The organism is Pseudomonas sp. Irchel 3A18 (assembly GCF_900187465.1).
Classification (GTDB): Bacteria; Pseudomonadota; Gammaproteobacteria; order Pseudomonadales; family Pseudomonadaceae; genus Aquipseudomonas; species Aquipseudomonas cichorii.
The window spans coordinates 304612-326622 of sequence record NZ_FYDI01000005.1 but is presented as its reverse complement, the minus strand read 5'-3'; the positions used below and the strand labels follow the sequence as shown (position 1 = coordinate 326622).

The 22011-nt window shown below is 59.4% G+C and carries 15 protein-coding genes and 1 riboswitch; of the genes, 2 read left to right on the top strand and 13 right to left on the bottom strand.

The genetic code is table 11. The features are described from left to right. Positions 1–82: 82 nt before the first annotated feature. Positions 83–286: riboswitch (cobalamin riboswitch) on the bottom strand. A 19-nt stretch (positions 287–305) separates the two neighbouring features. Then, positions 306–1022 carry a FadR/GntR family transcriptional regulator gene (locus CKW23_RS12335; RefSeq protein ID WP_025259700.1) on the bottom strand — a complete coding sequence of 239 codons (717 nt, stop codon included), beginning with the start codon at positions 1020–1022 and terminating at the stop codon, positions 306–308. Between the two features lie 110 nt (positions 1023–1132). Here CKW23_RS12335 and CKW23_RS12330 point away from each other — a divergent pair, with 110 nt between their 5' ends. Further along, positions 1133–1858 carry a FadR/GntR family transcriptional regulator gene (locus CKW23_RS12330; RefSeq protein ID WP_025259701.1) on the top strand — a complete coding sequence of 242 codons (726 nt, stop codon included), beginning with the start codon at positions 1133–1135 and terminating at the stop codon, positions 1856–1858. Positions 1859–1924: 66 nt separating this feature from the next. Here CKW23_RS12330 and CKW23_RS12325 read toward each other — a convergent pair whose 3' ends face one another. From CKW23_RS12325 to CKW23_RS12270, 12 genes are all read right to left on the bottom strand, one after another. Further along, positions 1925–2647, bottom strand: coding sequence for an oligogalacturonate-specific porin KdgM family protein (locus tag CKW23_RS12325; protein ID WP_025259702.1), 723 nt, complete (start codon positions 2645–2647; stop codon positions 1925–1927). A gap of 133 nt (positions 2648–2780) precedes the next feature. Continuing rightward, positions 2781–3545, bottom strand: coding sequence for an ABC transporter ATP-binding protein (locus CKW23_RS12320; RefSeq protein WP_095067649.1), 765 nt, complete (start codon positions 3543–3545; stop codon positions 2781–2783). A gap of 10 nt (positions 3546–3555) precedes the next feature. Then, positions 3556–4395, bottom strand: a complete 840-nt coding sequence (locus tag CKW23_RS12315) for an ABC transporter ATP-binding protein (RefSeq protein ID WP_025259704.1) — start codon at positions 4393–4395, stop codon at positions 3556–3558. Between the two features lie 19 nt (positions 4396–4414). Continuing rightward, positions 4415–5320: an ABC transporter permease gene (locus CKW23_RS12310; protein ID WP_025259705.1), complete on the bottom strand. Its 906-nt coding sequence runs from the start codon at positions 5318–5320 to the stop codon at positions 4415–4417. Continuing rightward, on the bottom strand, positions 5320–6357 hold the full coding sequence (locus CKW23_RS12305) for an ABC transporter permease (protein ID WP_025259706.1): 1038 nt from the start codon (positions 6355–6357) through the stop codon (positions 5320–5322). Before CKW23_RS12305 ends, CKW23_RS12310 begins: the two co-directional genes overlap by 1 nt. Positions 6358–6388: 31 nt before the next feature. Beyond that, complete coding sequence (locus CKW23_RS12300; RefSeq protein ID WP_095067648.1) at positions 6389–8011, bottom strand: ABC transporter substrate-binding protein; 1623 nt, start codon at positions 8009–8011, stop codon at positions 6389–6391. A 76-nt stretch (positions 8012–8087) separates the two neighbouring features. Beyond that, positions 8088–9242, bottom strand: a complete 1155-nt coding sequence (locus tag CKW23_RS12295; protein WP_025259708.1) for a mandelate racemase family protein — start codon at positions 9240–9242, stop codon at positions 8088–8090. A gap of 365 nt (positions 9243–9607) precedes the next feature. Further along, a complete protein-coding gene (locus CKW23_RS12290) occupies positions 9608–11293 on the bottom strand; it encodes an ABC transporter ATP-binding protein/permease (RefSeq protein ID WP_095067647.1) in 1686 nt (561 codons plus the stop codon). After that, entirely contained in the window at positions 11290–14112 is a 2823-nt protein-coding gene (locus tag CKW23_RS12285; RefSeq protein WP_095067646.1) for a pitrilysin family protein, read from the bottom strand. Before CKW23_RS12285 ends, CKW23_RS12290 begins: the two co-directional genes overlap by 4 nt. Positions 14113–14158: 46 nt before the next feature. Further along, positions 14159–16993, bottom strand: coding sequence for a TonB-dependent receptor (locus CKW23_RS12280; protein ID WP_095067645.1), 2835 nt, complete (start codon positions 16991–16993; stop codon positions 14159–14161). Positions 16994–17148: 155 nt separating this feature from the next. Beyond that, positions 17149–18186, bottom strand: a complete 1038-nt coding sequence (locus tag CKW23_RS12275) for an AraC family transcriptional regulator (RefSeq protein WP_025259712.1) — start codon at positions 18184–18186, stop codon at positions 17149–17151. 8 nt (positions 18187–18194) lie between these two features. Further along, positions 18195–19109 carry a GGDEF domain-containing protein gene (locus CKW23_RS12270; RefSeq protein WP_095067644.1) on the bottom strand — a complete coding sequence of 305 codons (915 nt, stop codon included), beginning with the start codon at positions 19107–19109 and terminating at the stop codon, positions 18195–18197. 334 nt (positions 19110–19443) lie between these two features. Here CKW23_RS12270 and CKW23_RS12265 point away from each other — a divergent pair, with 334 nt between their 5' ends. Continuing rightward, positions 19444–21960 (top strand): TonB-dependent receptor, encoded by a 2517-nt coding sequence (locus CKW23_RS12265; protein WP_095067643.1) that lies wholly within the window; start codon positions 19444–19446, stop codon positions 21958–21960. The last annotated feature ends 51 nt before the right edge of the window (positions 21961–22011 follow it).

Here is a 22011-nt window from a genome sequence, read left to right as displayed (position 1 = left end):
ACACATCCCCGGCACTGCGCCGAAGGCAGGGCAAGGCAGCCATGAACCGGCGCGCGGATGTCCTTCCCGGACACCCCGCCGGTCAGTGAAGTTGCAGGTCGGCAGGTCTCCTGACTGGCATTTCATCACCTGACTCCAGCCTTCCCGGGAATGAACTACCCAGTGGCCATGATGGAGTTGGCTCGATGCCTACAGTTGCGGGGGCAGTTTCGTTTGAGCTGCGCAGGTGCGAGGCCCTCGAATTCCCTGTTAGTTCCTCTCGGAAACCGACGGGGCGCGATGGTAAACGATAAGCCTTTTAGTGGCTAATCCTTTGCGCGAAGGCGTTGCAGGCAGTTGATCAGGTGCAGGCGCATCGCCGCCCTGGCCGCATCGCGATCCTGATGGGCGATAGCCGAGTAGATCTGCTCCTGTTCGCGCTGCTGGATGTGCGGGTCATCCATGAGCCGAGTCGTCGGCACATTGCCGAAACCGATCCGTGCCCTGGGCAGAATGCTGTTGCCCAGTTGCGTCATGACATCGGTAAAGAAGCTGTTGGCGGTGCATTGCACGATACTGCGGTGAAACTCGAAATCGGCCTGGGTCGTATCGGTTTCGTTCCGGTCGCAGCGATGCAACTCGTCTAGCGCCTTGCGTATGGCTTCCAGTTGCTCCGGCGTGCGCCGTTGTGCGGCGAGAGCGGCGGATTCCGGTTCAAGGCTCAGGCGCAGTTCGATGATGGCCGCTGCATCGGGAGGGCTGCCGGACAGGGTTTCCGGGATCTGGAAATCCCGTGGACGCGAAGCATCGACCACAAAGGTCCCGATGCCATGGCGGGTTTCCACCAGCCCTTCGGCCTGCAGGCGCGACATCGCCTCGCGAACCACCGTACGGCTGACACCCGTTTCCCGGATGATGACCTGCTCGGTCGGCAGCTTTTCACCACTTTTGATCTCGCCCTCGCGGATCTTGCGCGAGAACTCGGCGACCAGTTGCTGGGTCAGGCTGGAGCGGCGTCCTGTAGGGGATGACGGGTGTTCCATAGGCGGGCTGATCGGGTCCGTGTCGGGTTGCTGAGTATAACCGCAGTCATGGTGTGTTTTGTGTCGGTATCGCAGCCTATACTGTGGCATTCGATCGAATTGAGGCTGCAATGTCGGACAACGTCCTTTCTTCGCAGAAAAACCATCGTCGTCTTGCCGAAACACTGGTCGACCGCTTTGCCCAGCGGATGCGCGATGGTGTGCTCCAGCGTGGCGAGAAGCTGCCTTCTGAAATCCATATCATGGAGGCCGAGGGCGTCAGCCGCACAGTGGTTCGCGATGCACTCTCGCGGATGCAGGCCGCCGGGCTTGTGGAGACGCGCCATGGGGTCGGCACCTTTGTGCTGGATATGCCGCCACCTGAAGGTTTTTCGGTTGGGCCGGCGACCATTGCGACCTTGTCCGATGTGCTGAATCTGCTGGAGTTTCGCATCAGCCTGGAGGTCGAAGCGGCGGGGCTGGCTGCGCAACGTCGCAGCCCTGAAACCTTGCTGGAACTCAAGCGGGCCTTTGATGCGCTGCTCGAAGGGCCGGAAAAATCCGGGACCACGATCAATGCCGACTTCCAGTTCCACCTCAAGATCGCCAAGGCTTCGGGCAATGCGTACCTGATCGACATCATGAAACACCTGGGCACCAAGCTGATTCCGCGTACCCGCATGAATTCCGCCTACACCGGGCAAAGTGATCGCAGTGCTTATCTGGCCGGGATCAATGCCGAACATCGACAGATCTACAACGCGATTGCCGAAGGTAATGTGGATGCGGCCCGTTCGGCCATGTACCTGCACCTCAACGGCAGCCGCATCCGGTTGCGGCGTACTCATAGCGAGTAGGGCTTGTTCGCGACTGAAGTCGCTCCTGCGAGGAGCGACTTCAGTCGCGAAAGGATGATGAAGCAATCACATAAAGTTGTATTGAATCCCGACCCGTAATCTCAACTGGCGTTTGTCATCCTCGGAATCGACCTTGATATCGCCGATCTCGAAGAACGGCACCCATTGTTTGCTCCAGCGATATTTGAATGCCGCATTCTGTTCGTAATCGCTGGTGCCGTTGTCGTAGCGGATATAGTCCGCATCGAAATAGGTGAGCTGGTACTCGTAAGTCCATGGCCCCTTGGTCGAGTAGTTGATCCAGATGTCATAGCGGTTGATCGACTGGTTATCCATCGCGTTGTCGGGCATGGATTCGTTGATCTTGTCACGGTCGAGCTTGATCGAGTCATAGCGGTAACGGCCTGAAATGCTCAGCGCATCGTTCACCTTGTAACCGACCTTGATGCCCGTCTTGTAAGACGTGGACTTCTCGATGCTTTCCAGTGCCAGGGAAGGCGTTACAGTCCATCTGTCGTTGAGTTTGTGCTGATAGCTGATCGTCAGCTCATGGCCGTTGCCGACGGTATTGTCGAAGGCCACATCCTGACGGTCACCCGCGGTCTTGTACTTCAGCTCACCTTCAAAGCCCCAGCCGCTGTCCAGGCGTGTGCCGAACTTGACCCGGTCGGAGTGCATGCGGGTGCTTTCCGCGTATTGATGTCGATAGTTGATATAGCCGCTGTCGGCATAGCTCCAGGCAGATGGCAACAGGGCGGACAGGGAGAGCAGAGCAATTGATTTTTTCATTTTTTTATTCTTGTTTGATTGAAGTTCTGGGTGTGTTGGAGCAAATCGCAGGCAGCCGAATCCCGTAGCCGTTATGGCCTGGGGTCACGCTGTCAGCGGGGTTCGGTTTTTCAGGTCGTCAGGCGACAACCGCTCAGCCGGTGAGTCGTACGTCCATGTCGCGGCTGGCCTGGATCAATAATCGGGAATACTCGTGCTGCGCCTGGTTGTTGACCAACTGGCTGCTGTCGAGGGTTTCCAGCACCTGGCCTTGCTGCATCACGGCAACCCGGTCGCACAGGTGCGCCACGACGCCCAGGTCGTGCGTCACCATCAGGTAGGTGAGGCCTTGTTGCTGTCGCAGGTCGGCCAGCAGATTGAGGATTTCGGCCTGCACGGAAACGTCCAGCGCCGAGGTGGGTTCATCCAGCAGCAGGACGCGGGGTTCCAGAATCAATGCCCGGGCGATAGCGACACGCTGGCGCTGACCACCGGACAGTTGGTGGGGATAACGAAAACGGAAGCTCTCGTTGAGGCCTACCCGTGACAGCACTTCGCAGACCCGTCGGTCGCGCTCGCCGATACGATGGATGCTCAGGGGCTCCTTGAGCGCTGCATCGATGGTGTGGCGTGGGTGCAGCGAAGCATAGGGGTCCTGAAAGACCATCTGCACGGTCCGGTAATGACTGGCGTCCAGATGACGGCTTACCGCCCGCCCGGCCACGCTCAGGCTGCCGGTCCAGTGCTGGTATTGCCCGGCCAGGCAGCGCAGGACCGTGGTCTTGCCCGAACCCGACTCGCCAACCAGCCCGAACGACTGGCCCTCTGCGACATGCAGGTTAACGTCACGCAGCACCTGATTCAGTCCTGGACCAGTACCAAAACTCAGGTTCAGTGAATCGACTCTGATCATTGCCATGGGATCATTCTCAGTGGGTGAGCCAAAGGGGATCGCGTTGCAGGACCGGCAGGCTGGCGCGCGGACGATCCAGGCTGGGCAGGGCGGCGAGCAGGCCCTGGGTGTACGGGTGGCGGGCGTGGTCCAGTTCGCTGGCGTCCAGGGATTCCACCACCCGTCCGGCGTACATCACCAGCACCCGGTCGCAGAAGTGCCGCACCAGATTCAGGTCATGGCTGATGAAAATCAGCCCCAGGTCACGTTCGCTGACCAGTTCTTCCAGCACGTTGAGCACCTGGCGGCGGACCGAGACATCCAGTGCCGAGGTGGGTTCGTCGGCGATGATTACCTGCGGATCGGTGATCACCATCATGGCAATCATGATCCGCTGCCCCATGCCGCCGGAAACCTCGTGGGGGTAGAGATCGTAAACCCGTGCCGGGTCGCGGATATGCACCTTGGCCAGCATGTCCAGCGTGCGCTCGCGGGCCTCCTGTGCTGAAACCTTGTGATGGGCCAGATAGGCCTCGGCAATCTGTTCGCCGACCTTGATCACCGGGTTCAGCGAGTATTTAGGGTCTTGCATGATCATCGACATGCGCCGGCCACGAATGCCCTGGATCTGTTTCTCGCTGCAACTGAGCAGGTCGATATCACCGAAGCGCAGGGTCTTGGCGGTGATGCGGGCGCTCGACGGGTGCAGACGCAACAGGCTGCGCCCCACCGTGGATTTTCCGGAGCCGGACTCGCCGACGATGGCCAGTTTTTCCCGACCCAGATTGAACGAAACATCGCGTACCGCCGCCGTTGTCTTGCCAGCATTGGTGAATTCGACGCGCAAGTCTTCTACCGCAAGCTTTATCTGTGACATGGCTTTTACCTTGTTTTTGTTATTCGCTGCGTGGGTCCAGAACATCGCGCAGGCCATCACCCAGCAGGTTGAATGCCAGGCTGACCAGCATGATCGTTGCGCCGGGTGCTGCCACCAGCCACCAGCTTTCCAGCATGTAACGTCGGCCGCTGGAGATCATCGCGCCCCATTCCGGCAGTGGCGCCTGTGCGCCCAGACCGAGGAAGCCCAGTGCCGCGGCGGTGAGGATGATGCTGGCCATGTTCATGGTCAGGCGGATGATCACCGAGGACAGGCACATGGGGATGATGTGGCGACCAATGATGCGCAGCGCCGATGCGCCCTGCAGCTTGACCGCCACCACGAAGTCGGCGTTGCGCAGCGACAGGGTTTCGGCCCGCGCCAGGCGTGCAATGGGCGGCCATGCGGTCAGGGCAATGGCAATCACCGCATGTTCCAGGCCAGGGCCGAGAGCGGCGATGAACGCCAGTGCCAGAACCAGGCTGGGAAACGAGATGAAGATGTCGGTGATACGCATGAACAGGCTGTCGACCCAGCCGCCAAAGTAGCCTGACACGGTGCCGATCAGCAGCCCGATCGGGCCGACGATCACGGTCACCAGCATCACGATGTACAGGGTGATGCGTGAGCCATACACCAGGCGGCTGAACACGTCCCGGCCATATTCATCGGTACCGAACCAGTTCTGTGCGCCTGGCGTGCGCAGGGCGGCTGACAGGTCCTGGGCGAGTGGGTCGTGAGTGGCAATCCAGGGCGCGAAGAGGGCGACCACCATCAACGTGCTGATCACGATCAGGCCCGCCAGCGTCATCGGGTTGCGCAGCAGAAAGCGCAACAGGCGTGAGCAACTGCCGGTGAAGGCCGCGAAGCTTGAAGTGGGTGCCTGGATCATGGGTTTGGCGCTGCTTGCAATGGACGTATTCATCAGCGGGTTCTCGGATCGAAGACTTTATAGAGGGCATCGCTGATCTGGTTCAGGATCACAAAGATCAGACCGATCAGCAGCACGCAGGCCATCACCGCATTCATGTCGCCCAGCAACAGGCTGCTGGTCAGGTACTGGCCGAAGCCCGGCCAGGCAAAGACCGTTTCGATCAGCACCGCCCCTTCAAGCAGGCCGCCGTAGGCCAGGGCGACGATGGTCAGCAACTGCACGCGAATGTTGCGGAAGGCATGGCCCCAGACGATTCGCCGTTGCGACAGACCCTTGACCCGCGCCGTGATGATGTACTCCTGCGACAGTTGTTCGAGCATGAAGCTGCGGGTCATGCGGCTGATGTAAGCCACCGAGTTGAAACTCAGGATCACCGCTGGCAGCAGGATGTGGCGCAGCGCGCTGCGAAAGGCCTCCCAGTCGCCGGACAGGGCCGTATCGATCAGCAGCAGCCCGGAGCGGGTTTCGATCAGGCCGTCATAGGCCAGGCCGATACGCCCGACACCGCCGGCCCAGCCCAGCCAGGCGTAAAACACTAGGAACGCCATCATGCCCAGCCAGAAGATCGGCGTGGAGTAACCGAACAGCGTGATGACACGGGCAATGTGGTCGCCGGTACGGCCTTGATGAGTCGCGGCATACACGCCCAGCGGCAGGCCGATCAGCACGCCGAACAGAATCGCCAGGGTCGCCAGTTCCAGGGTGGCCGGGAATACCCGGGCGATGTCTTCGATGACCGGATGGCCAGTGAGCAACGCCTTGCCCAGATCCCCATGCAGCAGGTCCTTGAGGTACAGGCCGAACTGGGTCCAGAGCGGCTTGTCCAGACCCAGTTCCTGATAGGCCTGAGCGTAGGCGGCTGCATCGGCGTCAGGTCCGACGATGGCCAGCACCGGGTCCAGCGGCATGACCCGACCGATGAAGAAAGTGAGCAAAAGCAGTCCGAACAGGGTCGCCGCCACTGATCCGCCGCGCCGGGTGCCGTTGGCGACCCGACTGCTCAAAAGTGAAAATGATGCACTCGACATAATGATTCCTGCCTTCGTTGAACCCATGAGGTCAGCGTTGCTTGTAGACGTCCCGCAGGCGCGTGGTGGCAGCGCTGTGGCCCAGGTATTGGCGGACATCGGCGTGGATCACCACTTCATCGGTCATTTGCGAGACCGGCATGATGGGGCCTGCCTTCTGGTCGTAGAGGGTCTGGATGCGCTGGTACAGGCTGAGCTGTCTGGCGGCATCGCGTTCCTGCTCGGCCTGCTCGATCAACTGGTTGATCTCGGCGTTGTAGAACGAGGTGCGCCAGCCTTGAAAATTGCTCAGTTTGGCCTGCTCGCGGTTGTCCGGGTTGTAGATCAGCGCCCGCAGGCTGGAATGGGGATGGCGTTCGGCGCCACCGCCACCGCGCCCGACCAGAATGTCGAAGCGTCGATCCCGCATGGCGCCATAGATCTGGTTGCCGGTGCCGGTGATGATCGTGGCCTGGATGCCTGCCTGGGCAAGGGTGGATTGCAGGCTGGTGGCGATGTTGATGAACGGGGAATCGGTGAGTGAGCGAATGGTGATCTTGAAGCCATCGGGATGCCCGGCCTCGGCCAGCAAGCGTTTGGCTTGTGTGACGTTGAGCTTGTAGCCCGGATCGTCCAGTCGCGCCGCCAGCCCTAGTTGCAGCGGGCGCTGATTGATCAGGCCGTAGTGAGGCATCACCACGTTATTGATGCCCTGATAGTCGATCAGCGAACGAATGGCCTGGCGAACCCGTATGTCCTGAAACAACGGCTGCTCCATGCTCAGGGCCACGTAATAGAGCGTGCCGCGAGGGATGGTCTGTACGCTGACTTCTTCAGAGCGGGTCAGGGCCTTGATATCGGTGGCGGCCATGCCGCGTGCCACATCCAGATCGCCGCGTTCGACCATCAGGCGCAAGGCCTGGGACTCGGTCATGTTGCGCATGATCACCCGGCGCATCTTGGCCGGCCCGCGCCAGTACTGGTCGAAGCGGGTCATGAGGATCACGTCGTTGGCGCGCCAGATATCCAGCTTGAAGGCACCGGAACCGGCGGTGTGCGTCGTGAGCCAGGCTGCGCCCTGATCGTCACCCTGGGCATTTTGCAGGGCTGTGACGCGATCGATGACAAAGGCGCTAGGTGAGGTCGCCAGGGTATTGAGCACCAGCAGCGGGTCGGTGGCTTTTGGCAAGTCGAGAACGAAAGTTGACGGTCCTTCGGCGCGCATCAGTTGAGTGACGTTCTGCGCTGTATAGCCATAGGCTTTCCAGGTGGAGGCGAGGGCTTTATTGAGGGTGACCACACGCTGCAGAGACCAGGCGACATCCTGGGCGGTCAGCGGGTTGCCGGAGTGAAAGACCACGCCAGGGCGCAGGTGAAAGGTGAGGCGCATGCGGTCCGGGCTGATTTCCCAGCGTTCGGCCAGTGACGGAATCAACTGGTCCGGGCGTGCGGCGTCCTGTTCCAGCAGCATGTCGTAGACATTGGAGTTGACCTCCGACACCTCAAGGCCGGTTGCGCCTGCGGGGTCCAGGGACAGGAGGTTGATCATGCTCATGCCGATCACCAGTTGATCGACAGGTGTTTCTCCGCGTGCGGTGGCAGGCGGGGTGTGCAGAAATGTCGCCGTGAGGGCGAGGCATAGCAGCCAGGGCAGGCGCTTGGGCCAGAGTTTCATGGGGGCGGTCCTTTTTTATATTTATAAAGACACTTTGACGAGGGGCGCTCTGATCGCCCCTCGTGGTACAGCCGGTTCAGTAACGTTGCAGGGTATGAGTCTCGATATAACTGAAGTTGATGTCTTCGCCCAGTCCCGGCTTCTGGGAAAGATGCACGTAACCGTCGCTGTCCATGGGGTCGACCAGGGTATTGAGGTAGGCCGGTACTTCATCGTATTCAAGGAAAGGGTGCAGCAGGCCGCGCTCGTACCAGCGACAGTTGCTGATTGCGCCGACCACACTCAGGTTGGCTGCGCCGTTGCCGTGGACTTCGCAGTCCATGCCGAACGACTCGGCCAGGTGCGCGACTTTCAGGCATGGCCCGATACCGCCAACACCTGCCACACCGGCGCGCAGGATGTCACAGGCCTTGTTGCTGACCCAACTGGCGCGGCTGTGGTACTTGCCGGCAATGCTTTCAGGGCCGAGTACCGGAATGTCCAGATTCGCAGCGAGCCAGGCATAGGATTCGCTGGAGTCTTCCATCATCGGTTCTTCAAACCAGGCAAAGTCGAGCTTCTGTAGTTCGCGGCCTATGTAAAGGGCGTCGGTGCGGCTGTACCAGTGATAGCCGTCGAGCATCAGGGCGATATCCGGGCCTACGGCTTCGCGCACGGCGGCGCAGGCCTGGACATCCATCTGCGGGTTGGGGGCGAAGGAAATCGGCGGCATCCAGGTGTGCAGCTTGATGCCTTTATAGCCGCGCTGAACCAGCTTCTCGGCGAACTGGGCGTATTCATCCGGCGTGGACAGGCCGCCCGGCAGGTCATCGCCGCACATGGTCGAACCGTAGGCCAGCACCTTGTCGCGATAGCCGCCCAGCAATTTGTACACGGGCAGTTTCAGGGCGCGTCCGGCCAGATCCCACAGGGCTTGTTCCACCAGCGCCAGGGCACGATCAGTGAACTGGCTGGCACTGCCGCGTTGCCAGTGAGCCAGCTCCTGCCAGATTTTTTCCCGGTTCATGGGGTTTTGGCCGATCAGCACCTTCTTCACGAATGACTCGATGATATGCGGGCGGATCAACTCGGGCGCGCCAAAGGAAAAGCCTTCGCTGCCATCGTCGCAGGCGATGCGCAGCATGCCCATTTTGACCGGTTTCTCTTCGCCGGGATGGGCGTGGCCGGCGCTGTCTACAGCGCGCCGCGAAGGGTAGGAAAAGACATCGACACTGACAGAGATGATTTTCATGGTGGCCTTCATTGGTCTTGTATTTATAAGGAGGTTATTCGTATGTCGTCATACAACGTTAGGGCGATTATTTACAGATATCGGGAGGTTGGTCAATAGTGGTGTGATGACTATTTTGATTATTCGTGATTTTTATGGGGTATTATGGAGGTCGTCATACAGATAAAGAGATGGCTTCCTTCTTGTTGTCATACTTCTGTGGCGGGGTAGGCGCGGGTTCATCCGCGAAACGTCACTGAAGAAGGCGATGCATTTTTTTGGGATGTGCCGGCCCTTCGCGAATGAGTTCACTTCTACAAAATTATTGCCTTGCGTTTTTTTCAGGCGACGCCGGGAGCAGAGGCTCCCGGTTTTTTGAGGCAGGGTCAGGCGAGGGAGGGTTTGGCGTGCAGCGGACTGCCGGCCTGCAGATTCAAGCTGCGCTGGAAGAGGCTTGCAACGCTGGGCTGATGACTGATGCCGATCACCAGCGTGTCAGGCAGTTCCTGTCGCAGGACGTTGAGCAGATGGCAGGCGCTCTGGTCATCCAGTTGATTGGTCGCTTCGTCCAGATACAGCGTCTGCGGTGCATACAGCAGGGCACGGGCCAGGCCCAGGCGTTGCTGCTCGCCACCGGACAGTTCGCGAGTCCATTCGGTTTGCTGTTCCAGGCGATGTTCCAGCTTCGACAGGCCGACCTGATGCAGCACCTGAACAAGACGTGCATCGGACGGGCATTCTGTGGCCGGGTAGACCAGCAACTGACGCAACGGCATTTGCGGCAGGTAAGGCTGCTGCGGAATCAGCAGGCTCGATCCGCCCGGCAGTTCCCAGTTCCCCCGGTAGTAGGGCCACAGGCCTTGCAGGGTGCGCAGCAGAGTGGACTTGCCCAGACCGCTGCGGCCTTCGATGCGCAGCCATTCGCCTGTCGTGGCGCTGGCATTGATGTTATCCAGCAGGACGCTGCCATCGGGGCGATGGATTTGCAGGTCATCGATACGCAACGCCACGGTGCGCTCGATTTCGCGAACCTGACCACGGGTTGCCTCAATCGCCTGCTGAAACTGGCCAAGCCGTTCCACCGTGGCGCTCCAGGCGGCGAGGCGTGGATAGACGTCGATAAACCAGCTGAGCGAGCCTTGCACCGCCGTAAAGGCACTGCGGATCTGCATCAGACCACCAAGAGTGATGGTCTTGGCCAGAAAGGCGGGCAGGGCCGCGAAGACCGGGATGATGCGGCTGACCCGGTCATAACTCACGGTGAAGAACTGCAGCTTGCGCATCCGCTCCATGAGCTGCCACCAGTTGCCGGCGATGTGTTCGAAACGTTCGCCCAGTTGGCGTTTCTCGACGGCTTCACCGCCATACAGCGCGATCTGCTCGGCATGGTCACGCTTGCGCAGCAGGCTGGCGCGAAAGTCGGCTTCGTAACGCTGCTGCTGAAAGTTGAGCGGCTGCAACGGGCTCCCGAGAAAGTGAGTGAACGCGGTGCCCAGCACGGTGTAAAGCACGGCTGCCCACAGCAGATAACCATGGATCGTGATGTCATGGCCCAGCACCTGAAAGTTCAGGACCCCCGAGAGGTTCCATAGCACGCCTGCGAAGGCCAGCACCTGAGCCAGGTTGATGATGAACGACGCCAGCAGCTCGACGCTGCGATCCACCAGCAGGTCCACGTCCTCGGCAATCCGCTGGTCCGGGTTATCCGGCTCGCCGGTCAGCCCCAGCCGATAGTAGGCCTGGCCCTGCATCCAGGCGTCGATGGTGGTTTTTGTCATCGCCCGGCGCCAGCGCAGCACCAATGCCTTGCGCAGCCATTCCAGGTAGACAACGATCACCACGTAGCCCGCGATGTACAGGCAGTACTGGCCCATCAGCGAGTACAGCGCTTCGGTCTTGAACTCGCCCAGAGTGTCGTAGAACGTCTTGCTCCAGGCGTTGATCCAGACGTTGATCTGCACCACCAGCAAGCCCATGCCGATCACACTGAGCAGCAACACCCACGACAGCCATTGTCTGCGGTCCAGCCAGTAGGGGCTGGCCAGGGCATAGAAGGTTTTCAGGGTTTTCATTGACCGGCTACCGCCTCTTTCGGTGCAGGCAGCAGGCGGAACTGGACCAGGTTCTGCTGATCGAACAGCTCACCGGCCAGACGCTTGAGCGCCGGAACTGTCAGGGCGTCGAGCAATTGCTGTTGCTGGCTCAGGTAGCGCGGATCACCCCAGTAACGATCACTGAGAATCAGGCGGCGCATCTGGGTCTGCGGATCGTCGCGGCGCAGTTTTTCCTGATGGATCAGGTTCTTGCGGGCGGCAGCGATGTCTTTTTCGCTGATGGTTTTCGACAGCCCGGCAAGCGTGGCCTTGGCCATTTGCCAAAGCTCTTCGACACGGGCCGGATCGGTACTGAAATTCAGGCTGCTTTCAATGCGTTGGGTCTGTTGATTGAGCGTGCTGTCAAAGTTCAGTCGATAGACCCCCGAGGCTTCGCCCCGAAGCTGCTGTTTGAGGGCGGCGAGGGCTATGTCCCGCAAGGTCGCGACTCGTGCAGCGTCCACCGGTGTCCAGGTGCGCGGGTGATAGCTGAAGGCTTGCAGCACGGCACGAGGTTCGATGCCGATGGCCAGTTCCTGAGCGTGGTAGCCGCTGCGCTGCTGTTGCTGGCTGGTCTTCAGGGCCTTGCCGCGAGGAATGCCAGCCAGTTCCTGTTCCACCAGAGGCTGGAGAACGCTGACGTCCACATCGGCCATCAGGTAGTAAGTCACCGGTGCCTGGCTCAGGCGTTTCCAGTCCTTATCCAGCTCTTCAGGCTGTACGTTCTGCAATTGGGCGATGGTTGGCGTCTGCCAGTTGTCCTGGCCGTATTGCAGCTTGCGCAGGGCCTTGTCCTGTAGCTCTCGGACATTGTCGGTATTGCGCGACAGACGCCCGATCAGCTCGTCTCGCGCCTCCTCGAAAGCTTCGCTGTCGATGCCTGCTGGCGACTGGCTCAGGCGATAGGCTTGCAGCATGGCCAGAAGGCGATGTTGTGCGGGAATGTCCTTTTTGGCGTCTATTGTCGAGAGATCCATTTGCAGACGGTCGGCTTCCTGATCGAGGGATAGATTCACCCCTTGCTCGCTGCGCCAGCGGCGGATCTGCTCTTCGTTCCAGCCTTGTGGAGCGCTTTGGCCAGTCAATTGCGCCGCCATCTGGCTGCGCCAGGCTGGAATCTCGGCGGTCATGAACCCGGCGCTGGAGTCTGCTTTCATCAGCAGTCGGTCATTGTCGCCATTGCGTTTGAGCCAGACCAGACGGTCGCCGTTGCTCAACTGCCAGTATTCGACTTTCTGCTCGGCGAATGCCTTGCGTTTCACGACCTGTCCTTTGGCCGTGGCCGCAGGCAAGGCGGGCAGGGCGTCGGGTTCTGTCGAGACGGTGGCAGCTTCGGCTTGCGGGGCGTCCAGCGGGCTGCTCTGGACCTGTGCCATCAGGCTGTTTACAGCCTCGGCCGTGGGCAAGGTCAGCGGTTTCAGGCCGGGAGCCGAGAGTTGCAGAACCCGGTCCGGGCTGTCGGTCCAGCTTTTCAGGCGTTGATTGAGATCCTTGAGGTCGATGCTGTCCAGTGCTTCCAGGTACTGCGAAGCAATGTCGTGTCGGGTGAGTACGACGCGACTCTGATTCGCGGCATCATTGAGATCGGTCACCCATTTCTCGAAGTTGCGTGGCTCGTTGTTTGCCAGCATCTTTTGCGCGATGGCCCGCAGTTCCTTTCTTTCACGGTTCAGGTCGGTATCGCGCAGGCCAAAGCGCCGGACACGCTCGATTTCCGTCAGCAGTTGCTTAAGAGCAACTTGATGAGCGTCACTTTCCACACCGGCAGCAATGCCCAGCACGCTGGAGTAGTCGCCGATCAGGCTTTTCTGCACGGTCAGGCTGCGCACGCCGGTTTCCTTGGGCTGGATGCGCAACTGTTCAAGCAGGGCTGACAGGGTGATGCGATCGATCAGGCGTTCGCGCAGGCCGTCCTGGGTCGGAGCGCGACTGGCAGGCTCATGCAGGCGGAACAGCAGAGACACTTGATTGGTGCCACTCTGGCTGTCCTGCAAACGGACGACTTTCAGCCGGTTGTCGAGAGGCAACTCCCGATAGCTTTTCTCGGGGAGTTCTCCTGCTTTGGCCTTGCCGAACCAGTGCTCGATACGGTTGGGCAGGGTCGCGGGGTCGATATCGCCGACAATGGTCAGCACCATATTGTTGGGCACATACCAGCGTTGTCCGAAGCGCTTGAGTTCAGTCAGCGTGGCCGAGCGAATCGCGGCTTCGTTGCCGATGGTGCGATGCCCAGGGTAGCGTGAACCGATACGTTGCGAGGCGGTGCGCTGATCGTTCATGCGCTGGGCGACCCCCAGGCCGCCGCGCCATTCTTCGATGACGACCGGACGCTCCTGCTCCAGATTGTCAGCGGTGTAGTCATGGGCCAGGGTCAGGGTCGAAAGCGCCTGCAAGGCCTGTTCGGTCTGGGCCGCACCGCCGGTAGGGCTGAGCATGTACAGGGTGCGGTCGTAGTTGGTCATTGCGTTGTAGTTACGCCCCTGAGCCCAGCCCCACTGATTCATGAGCGTGCGGATGTTCGCGTCCTGACCGGCACGGTTATAGAAGTTCAGGTGCTCGACCATATGGGCGACACCCACTTGATCATCCTCTTCGTCTACGGAGCCGGCCTTGACCGTCAGGCGCGCATCGATGCGGCCGCGCTGGCTGGCTTCACGCACCAGACGGTATTCCAGGCCATTGCTCAACTGGCCGCGTATGACCTGTGGGTCCCAGGTCTGGGGTTGCGAGCTGTCTGGAAACTGTGCGCAGGCGCTTAGCATCAGCAAACCCGACAGGCTCATGATCATTTTTTTCATCAGGAATCTCGGTTAAAGCGTTTGGGGCGTATTGGTTATTGCAGGCTCAGAAGCGGTAGCCGACTTCGAGCCAGTACTGGCGACCGGTTTCATAGGTGGTGCGGGCACTGTTGCTGACTATCGGATTGACTTTGTCGGCAACGTTGGTCACGTCCACGGCAACGAATGCGGCCTGATCCTTGCCGGTGGGCAGTTCCCAATCCAGGCGCATGTCCCAGGTAGGGGCTGCCTTGACGGTGGCTGTTTCGTACACGGAGTAGTCTTTGCCATCAATGGTCACGTCATCGCCTGTACTGATGATCTGGTCGTAGCCACCGCGGTAGCGAAAGAAGTTGCTCCAGGTCAGGTTCAGTTGCGGTATCTCGGTGATGGTGGTCATGCGAGCTGTCCAGGGCCGATTGAAGTCGCTGGCGGGCAACTCGTTGTATTTCATCTGTTTGCCGTCATAGATCACGTCTTCGTTGTTATACAACTCGGAGTTGATGGCATCGTCATAGTTGCCATAGGCATCACGAGTACGGGACCAGTCAAAGGCCATCTGCACGCTGGTCCGGGTGCCCTGGAACTTGAGTTCATGCAAGGGGGTGATGCTCAGTGTGATGTTGTCGCTTTCGCTCATCCCTTCGTTGGTGTAGGTGAAGTATTCGGTCGCATAGCCGTTCTCGGCCGCCAATCCCTGGACACGGGCCGTTGAGCGATTGATTTTGTCCCTGCCCTTGCGGTTGACATATTTCAGACGAAAGTCGGTATCCAGCCAGCGCTGATCGATGCCCAGGGTCAGTTCGTCGTCATAAGGAACATCAAGGGAGGTGAACTTGCTGGTGCTGGCCTGCCGGGTTCCTACCCAGGCGCCGGTCTGGGTTTCGCGGGCATAGCTGGTATTGAGCGTGCCGCGTCCGTCTGCCAGCCGATACTTGAACAGGTTGCGGCCGTAGTAACGGTTGGCACCAAAGACCAGAACGGTGCTGCGGTCGCCGAACAGGTCGTAGTCGCCGGAAAAGCGCGGAGCAATGGTCTTCTTCTCCATATAGTCGTCGCCCTCAAAGCGCACGCCTGGACGCAGGGTCAGTTTGCCGATTTCAATCTTGTCCTGAACGAAGAACGCATATTTGTTTTCCGTCAGTTCAATTTTTCCTGCTTCATAGGTGGTCATCCGGGTGGCGTATTGGCGGATGTTGCCGTTGAGCTGCCTGCCTATCGAGCACAGTGAATCGTTGCCCGCGCAGGTGGCGACATTGTCCCTGCGGAACGTGGTTGCGGAGGTCACGTCATCAAGCCGTTCCCAGGTAGCGATCTGATGCGACAGTTCCATGCCCGTCGTGAAGCTGTGAGTGGTGCCTGCAATCTGGATCGGGAACCAGTCGGCCTTGGTGTTATAGGTGATGCCGCGCTGGGTCTGTTCGAGCGACCCGGACGAGCCCTCGGCGCTGCGGGCTGTGTTGCTGTTGGGGTTGCCCCAGTTCTTTACCGTCGAGTAATACCAGTTGATGTATTCGTCCGATTCCGCATCCCGTGAGCTGTTCAGGTTGGTAAGCGCCAGCTTGTTGGTCCAGACGGCATTGTCGCCTTGCCATTTGGTGGTGATCGCACCCTGAAAACCACCGCCTTCGGTGGTGAAGCCGGAGTTGATTCGGTTGGCCCGGAAGTAATAGTTTTCCTGTGGCGCATAGGTCAGGGAGGTATCGACTGTCAGTCGTTCACTGGCGTTCCAGTAGGTCTTGAGCAGATAGTTGTCGATGCGGCGTGTCTGGTCTTTGCTGTTCGGACTGGTATCACTTCTATAGCCATTGTCGTAGACATTCAGCGGGATGGTGGCACGCTTCTGGGAGAAGTTGAGGATGGCTCCGAAGTCTTCTGTCAGATGGCCTTCCAGTGTTCCTCGCACCGTGGTTTTTTCGAACTGCGGCTGGTATTGCTCGTCGGTGGAGGTCTGGAAACCTTCCTGATCCTCGCCACTGATGTGGTACTTGGTCCATTCGGAACGTGACATCGAAGCCGAGATCTTGCCGTGCATCTCTTTGGTGGGTTTGCGGGTAATGGCATCCACCACGCCACCGTTGAAACCACCGTATTCGGCAGGCACGTTGCTGTCGTAGACCCGGACTTCTTCCAGCAGGTCCGCATCCAGCGCAATACCGTGAGAGCGGCTGGGTGCCGAGTCGAACTGACGAATCGAGTTGTAATCGTGCTCGCCCGGATCCAGGTCGTTATTGATCGAGATGCCATCGATCATGAAGTTGTTCTGGTAGAACTTGGCACCGTTGATGCTGACATCCGCCGGGTCGATTTCACCGGGGGCGTTGGAGCTCTGCTGGGCATTGTTGAACTGCACGTTGGGGTGCATGCGCAGCAGGGTCGTGATGTCACCGTTGGCACCGGGGAAGGCTTCGATGGCCTTGCGACCGATGACGGTCTGCCCCTGAAAACTGTTCTCTTGCGGCTCACCCAGTACCACCGTACTCTGCAACTCCATCGCTGCATCGAAACCACCGGTCCGGGTCTTGTGAAACACCAGGCTGCCTTGTTCATAGCCCCAGCCAATGCCGGTGCCATGCAGCAGTTTTGCCAGCGCCTGTTCACTGCTCATCTGGCCCTGGACGGCTTGTGAGTAAAGGCCGCCCAGCAAGGACGGGTCGACGCTCACTTGCAGGTTGCTCTGCTGGCCGAAGCTGATCAGTGCGGCCGAGAGTTCTTGTACCGAGATATCAAAACTATGGCGGGTTTGCAGGATTTGCTCACGCTCGCTCAGCGGTTCGCTGGCCATGACGTTCTGGCTGCTGATCATCCAGCACAGGCTCAAGGCGCTGAGTTGTGTGGCGTGATTCAGGTGTTTGCGAATCGCTGTGCCCAGGCTTCGCGATGGCTGAGTGTTCGGTGTCATCCCACGTCCCCGTACGGGCTTAAAACCCGCATTTTTGAATGAGAATTGATCTCAATGTTATGTGCGAGTCAAAGGACGGGGCAGCGCGGGAAATTTTCAGAAAATAATTAAAAAAACTTCATGAAGGGCAGGCGTGGGCCATTTTCAGGTCGTTTTCAGTCGAAATTGAACAGTCGCTGGATCAGTTTCGGTGTGCTGCCGGTCCAGCGTTTGAAGGAGCGGCGGAAGTTGGCGGGGTCGTTGAAATTCAGGTATTCGGCGACTGCTTCATTGCTCAGGCCCTTGATCTGGTACAGATGCAGAGCCACATGTTTGCGGGCCAGATCGTGCTGGGCCTGGAAACTGGTGCCGTGTTTCTGCAGTTTGCGCTTGAGGGTCGCCGGGCTCATGGCGAACGCCTGGGCGACCTGATCCAGGTTCGGTGCTTCACGCACGTTATCGCGCAGATAACGGTAGATCCGGTCCAGCAGGCTGGCGTACATGCCCAGCGTTTCCAGTTGTGCGCTGGCTTCCTGCTGAGCGACTTGCCCGGCAATCGGAGACGCGCCCGGCCATGGACGGGTCAGGCATTCTCTGGGAAGGCGCATCATGTCCAGTGGTCGCCCGAACGAGGTGTTTTCCCCCAGATGAACCCAGTACTGCTCGACGTAGCGTGGCTCGTCATGACAGAAACTGCATTCCCAGGGCAGACGCTCACCGCCCAGCAGATGACTCATCGCGATCAGTGCGGTCATGCCGGCTTCCAGCACAAACCGCTGTTGCTCGCCTGCGCCGCAACTGTCCAGCCAGTAGAGATAGGCATAGTGCTCGTCCAGTTCCAGGCGCGGCGTCAGCAGCGGGCTGAGCAGTGCCTGCTGCTGGATCAGGATTTCCAGGGCTTGATGCAGATTCCGGGCATGGCGCAAGGCATGACTGGCAGCGCCGTAATGGCCTGGAAACAGGCGCTGGCCAAACAGGAAACTGGTGTCATCGGCAGCCATCTGCCGCTGGGCATTGCCGATCAGGGCGAAGAATTGCTGCGGGCTCAGGCGCGTCTTGCCCGCAATGATGTCCTCGTAGAACAGGCCGGTGCCTTTGAGCAGGCGGTGGCTGTCGATAGAGCGTGACAACGCCAGGTCGATCAGGGCTGCCGGCTGGTAGTGGCCGGGAATGAATCGGCTGTCGGTTTCGTACCAGTCGCTCTTGATGGTCACGGCAGGCCTCAGGCTATTCGCGGCAGAGGCTGCCGGGCGCGAGCAAGCGAAAGATTGAGACGCTTGAGCAGGTTTTCGGGCGTCTCGTCCATGGCCATTACCGCAGCAGTGCTGGCTGACAGGTGAAGCCGCTCGCCCTGTTGCCGGGTCTTGTGGGCCAGTCCGGCAACGGCTTGCTGCAACTCCAGAGCAAACAGTTTTGCCTGACTTTCGCCGGTATTGGGCAGCAGCACGACAAACCGGTCACCCGCCAGACGACAGAGCAGATCCTGTCGACGCAGGTTCAGCACCAGCAGATGACTGAGGGCCGACAGCACTTCATCGCCTTCGGCATGACCGAACGCCTGATTGATGGCGCTGAAATTGTCGATATCCACCGCCACCAGCGACAGAGGTTGCTGCTGACGCTGACTCTGTTCCAGGCTGAGCGCCAACTGGCGCTTGAGGTAATCGGCGCTCCCCAGCGGGGTGAGTTTGTCGAACAGCCGATGCTCGCGAAAACCGCGCTCACGCTTTTCCATCTGGGCGCTGATTGCCAGTTGTTCCCGGTGCCAGTGATAGATGCCGATGGTCAACAGAATCAAACCCACCGGCATCGGACCGGACTCCAGCCAATGGTCCCAGTTGATGTCTTTGGGCAGGCGGATGAATTCGTCCAGCGCATCGATCCACCAGGAAAAAAACACACAGCTCAGGCCCACGGACAGGTAATTGGTGACCCGACCGGCCGGGCGGCTCTTGAACACCAGAAACAGCCAGATCAGTGCCAGAACCGCGGAGCCGCCTTCACCGATGATATCCAGCCATTTCCACTCGCTGACGTATTTGATATCCCCGAAAGCCAGGAATGCGAGCAGCCCCATATTGGCCGCGACCATCAGCAGGGCGAGTTTCCCGCGGTGGGGTTTGAGGATGCTGAACATGGCCTGACGGGCTCCCGGAGCACTGAATGTCGGCCAGCAGAACAGATGACTGTGACAGTTGGGTGACGGCGCAAAGGGTCGAATCAGCTCATGGGAGGTACATGTTTTTCGCGAATGAATTCGCCCTACAGCCCCGGTAGGGACGAATTCATTCGCGAAGCTCCAAAGACTCCCCACAACCCAAAGTCAAATCAGCTCATTTCACCTCTGAAACCCTCAATTTCAGGGGGGTTCGGCGTTATCTGTCACAGAATCGTCACGCCTCGACTCTAGCTTGCGCCTCCAGTTGCCGGGTCATTTGCCTGGTCCATCGTGAAGCCTGGAGAGGACAGACATGTACAAGCGCCGCAGCAGGGCACAACTGGTCGGCTACGCACTCAGCGCACTGGCCCTGGCGATTGCCAACGAGCGGCTTCAGGCTGCCGAAGTCAATGCCACCGAGCATGTCGAGGTGGTGGGGCAGGCGGCAAGTATCGATCAGGCCCTCAAGGAACAGCGCTCCTCGGACAGTATCAAGAGCGTGGTGCATGCCGATGGCGTGGCCCAATTGCCGGACCAGAACGTTGCCGAAGCGGTGCAGCGCCTGCCGGGCATCAGCGTTGAGCGTGATCAGGGCGAAGGCCGTTTCGTGACGGTGCGAGGCCTGGCCCCGGACCTGAACAGCGTGACCATCAATGGCACACTTGTGCCGGCACCGGAAAGTGATCGTCGCGCAGTGGCGCTGGATGTCTTGCCCTCGGAGCTGGTGCAGTCACTGTCTGTCATCAAGACCCTGACGCCGGACATGGATGCCAACTCCCTGGGCGGCACGGTGGATGTCGAGAGCCTTTCGGCGTTCGATCACAAGGGGGTGTTCTATACCGGCAGCAGCGAAGCCAGTTATGACAAGAACAGCGGCCAGACCAGCCCGAAGTTTTCCGGCGCGGCCAGCAATCGCTTTAGTCTGGGTGATGGCATCGACAACTTCGGCGTCGCGGCGGCGCTCAGTTGGCAGAAGCGCGACTTCGGTTCTGACAACGTCGAAACGGGCGGTGCCTGGCAGGGCCGGAGCCTGCAAGAGTTCGAGCAGCGCAACTACGACATCAGCCGCGAGCGTGCTGGTGGTGGCCTGAACTTCGATTACAAGCCGGACGATGTCAGCAGTTTCTATCTGCGGACGCTGTACAGCCGCTTCAAGGACGATGAAGTCCGTACCACCAATGGCTTCGAGTTCGATAATGCGCAGGCCGCCGGTACGCTGGGCGATGCCGAAGGCACCCGCAAGCTCAAGGCCCGTACCGAAACCCAGGAAATCAAATCCTTTGTGTTCGGCGGCGAGCGCATGTACGACCTGTGGACTGTCAGTGGTCAGGCGGGTTATAGCGAGTCCAGCGAAGACAGCCCCGGCCATATCGCAGGTGCCACTTTCGTGGGCAACAATGACTTCGCCAACACCGGTTTCTACGACAGTGAAACGCCGCGCCCGATTGTCGGCTCCGCTTTTTACGATGCCTCGAACTTCACCCTCGACAAAGTGGACTGGGAAAAGCAGAACACCAGGGACAAGGAAAATAACCTTCGCCTGGACCTGGCCCGGGATTACGACTTAAAAGGGTATGCTTCGCAATTCAAGTTCGGTGGCAAGGTCAGCCGGCGTGACAAGACCAACGACCTGGAGGTCTGGAAATACGAGGATTTCGATACGCTGGGTTTCACTTCCAGTGATTTGAATCTGACGCAATTCCAGAAGGGCACAATCGATTACCGGCTGGGTAATTTCGGTAACGGCATCAGTCCCGGCGCCATCAAAGGGTTGCTGGGCGGCCTGAATGCCGCGGACTTCTACGATGAGTCGGAGTCGCGGGCCAATGACTTCACGATCAGTGAAGACATCAACGCCGGTTACTTCATGAACACCATCGATATCGATAAATGGCGCTTCATTGCCGGCCTTCGCTACGAAGGCACCGAGATGGATGCCAAAGGCACCGGCGTACGCGACGGGGTGTTCGAGTCGAGCCAGACCCGACGCGATTACCACCACTGGCTGCCGGGCCTGCATGCACGCTATCAGATCGACAAGAACACCCAGTTGCGCGCCGCCTGGACCAAAAGCGTTGTGCGTCCGACCTTTGGGCAACTGGCTCCGGGTTTTGTGATCGATGATGACGAAGCGACATTCGGCAACCCGGACCTCAAGCCACTGGAGTCCAGCAACCTGGACCTGGGCATTGAGCACTTCATGGGGCGTGCCGGCACGGTGTCGGCCTTCGTGTTCTACAAGGACATCCAGAACTTCGTTTACAACACCGATCTGGCGGGTACGGGGCAGTGGGCGAGTTTTTCCGAGGCCAACACCTACGCCAATGGCGACAAGGCCAAGCTGTATGGCCTTGAACTGGCGTACTCGCAGAAGCTCGACTGGTTGCCTGCACCCTGGAATGGCCTGCTGTTGGGCGCCAACGCTACTTTCAGTCGCTCGGACGCCAGCATCAAGGGTTTCGACCAGAGCACGGGAACCAACCGCAAGCGCGATATCGATCTGCCGAGCCAGTCCGATACGGTCGGCAACCTGATGCTGGGCTGGGAAAACGACACGCTCAGCCTGCGCCTGTCGGCCAACTACAAGTCGGCCTATCTGTATGAGCTGGCTGCCATTGGCGACAAGGACCATGACCTGTACGTCGACGGCCAGACCTTCATCGATTTCAGCGCTCGCTACTCGCTGACCAAGAACCTGAAAGTCAGTTTCGAGGCGCAAAACCTCACCGATCAGCCGTACTTCGTCTATGCCGGCCATCGCTCCCTCAACAGCCAATACGAAGAGTACGGCCCGACCTACAAGATCGGCCTGACGTTCACCCATTTCTGATCGATACCGGCAGCCCTTCACCCGTGCTGCCGGATAACCTTGTGCAAGGAT

Bases quoted from the DNA above. Each gene is read 5' to 3' on its own strand.
- CKW23_RS12265 (WP_095067643.1), top strand. From the start codon at position 19,444: ATGTACAAGCGCCGCAGCAGGGCACAACTGGTCGGCTACGCACTCAGC.
- CKW23_RS12310 (WP_025259705.1), bottom strand. From the start codon at position 5,320: ATGAATACGTCCATTGCAAGCAGCGCCAAACCCATGATCCAGGCACCC.
- CKW23_RS12325 (WP_025259702.1), bottom strand. From the start codon at position 2,647: ATGAAAAAATCAATTGCTCTGCTCTCCCTGTCCGCCCTGTTGCCATCT.
- CKW23_RS12315 (WP_025259704.1), bottom strand. From the start codon at position 4,395: ATGTCACAGATAAAGCTTGCGGTAGAAGACTTGCGCGTCGAATTCACC.
- CKW23_RS12305 (WP_025259706.1), bottom strand. From the start codon at position 6,357: ATGTCGAGTGCATCATTTTCACTTTTGAGCAGTCGGGTCGCCAACGGC.
- CKW23_RS12330 (WP_025259701.1), top strand. From the start codon at position 1,133: ATGTCGGACAACGTCCTTTCTTCGCAGAAAAACCATCGTCGTCTTGCC.
- CKW23_RS12285 (WP_095067646.1), bottom strand. From the start codon at position 14,112: ATGAAAAAAATGATCATGAGCCTGTCGGGTTTGCTGATGCTAAGCGCC.
- CKW23_RS12290 (WP_095067647.1), bottom strand. From the start codon at position 11,293: ATGAAAACCCTGAAAACCTTCTATGCCCTGGCCAGCCCCTACTGGCTG.
- CKW23_RS12280 (WP_095067645.1), bottom strand. From the start codon at position 16,993: ATGACACCGAACACTCAGCCATCGCGAAGCCTGGGCACAGCGATTCGC.
- CKW23_RS12300 (WP_095067648.1), bottom strand. From the start codon at position 8,011: ATGAAACTCTGGCCCAAGCGCCTGCCCTGGCTGCTATGCCTCGCCCTC.
- CKW23_RS12335 (WP_025259700.1), bottom strand. From the start codon at position 1,022: ATGGAACACCCGTCATCCCCTACAGGACGCCGCTCCAGCCTGACCCAG.
- CKW23_RS12295 (WP_025259708.1), bottom strand. From the start codon at position 9,242: ATGAAAATCATCTCTGTCAGTGTCGATGTCTTTTCCTACCCTTCGCGG.
- CKW23_RS12320 (WP_095067649.1), bottom strand. From the start codon at position 3,545: ATGGCAATGATCAGAGTCGATTCACTGAACCTGAGTTTTGGTACTGGT.
- CKW23_RS12270 (WP_095067644.1), bottom strand. From the start codon at position 19,109: ATGTTCAGCATCCTCAAACCCCACCGCGGGAAACTCGCCCTGCTGATG.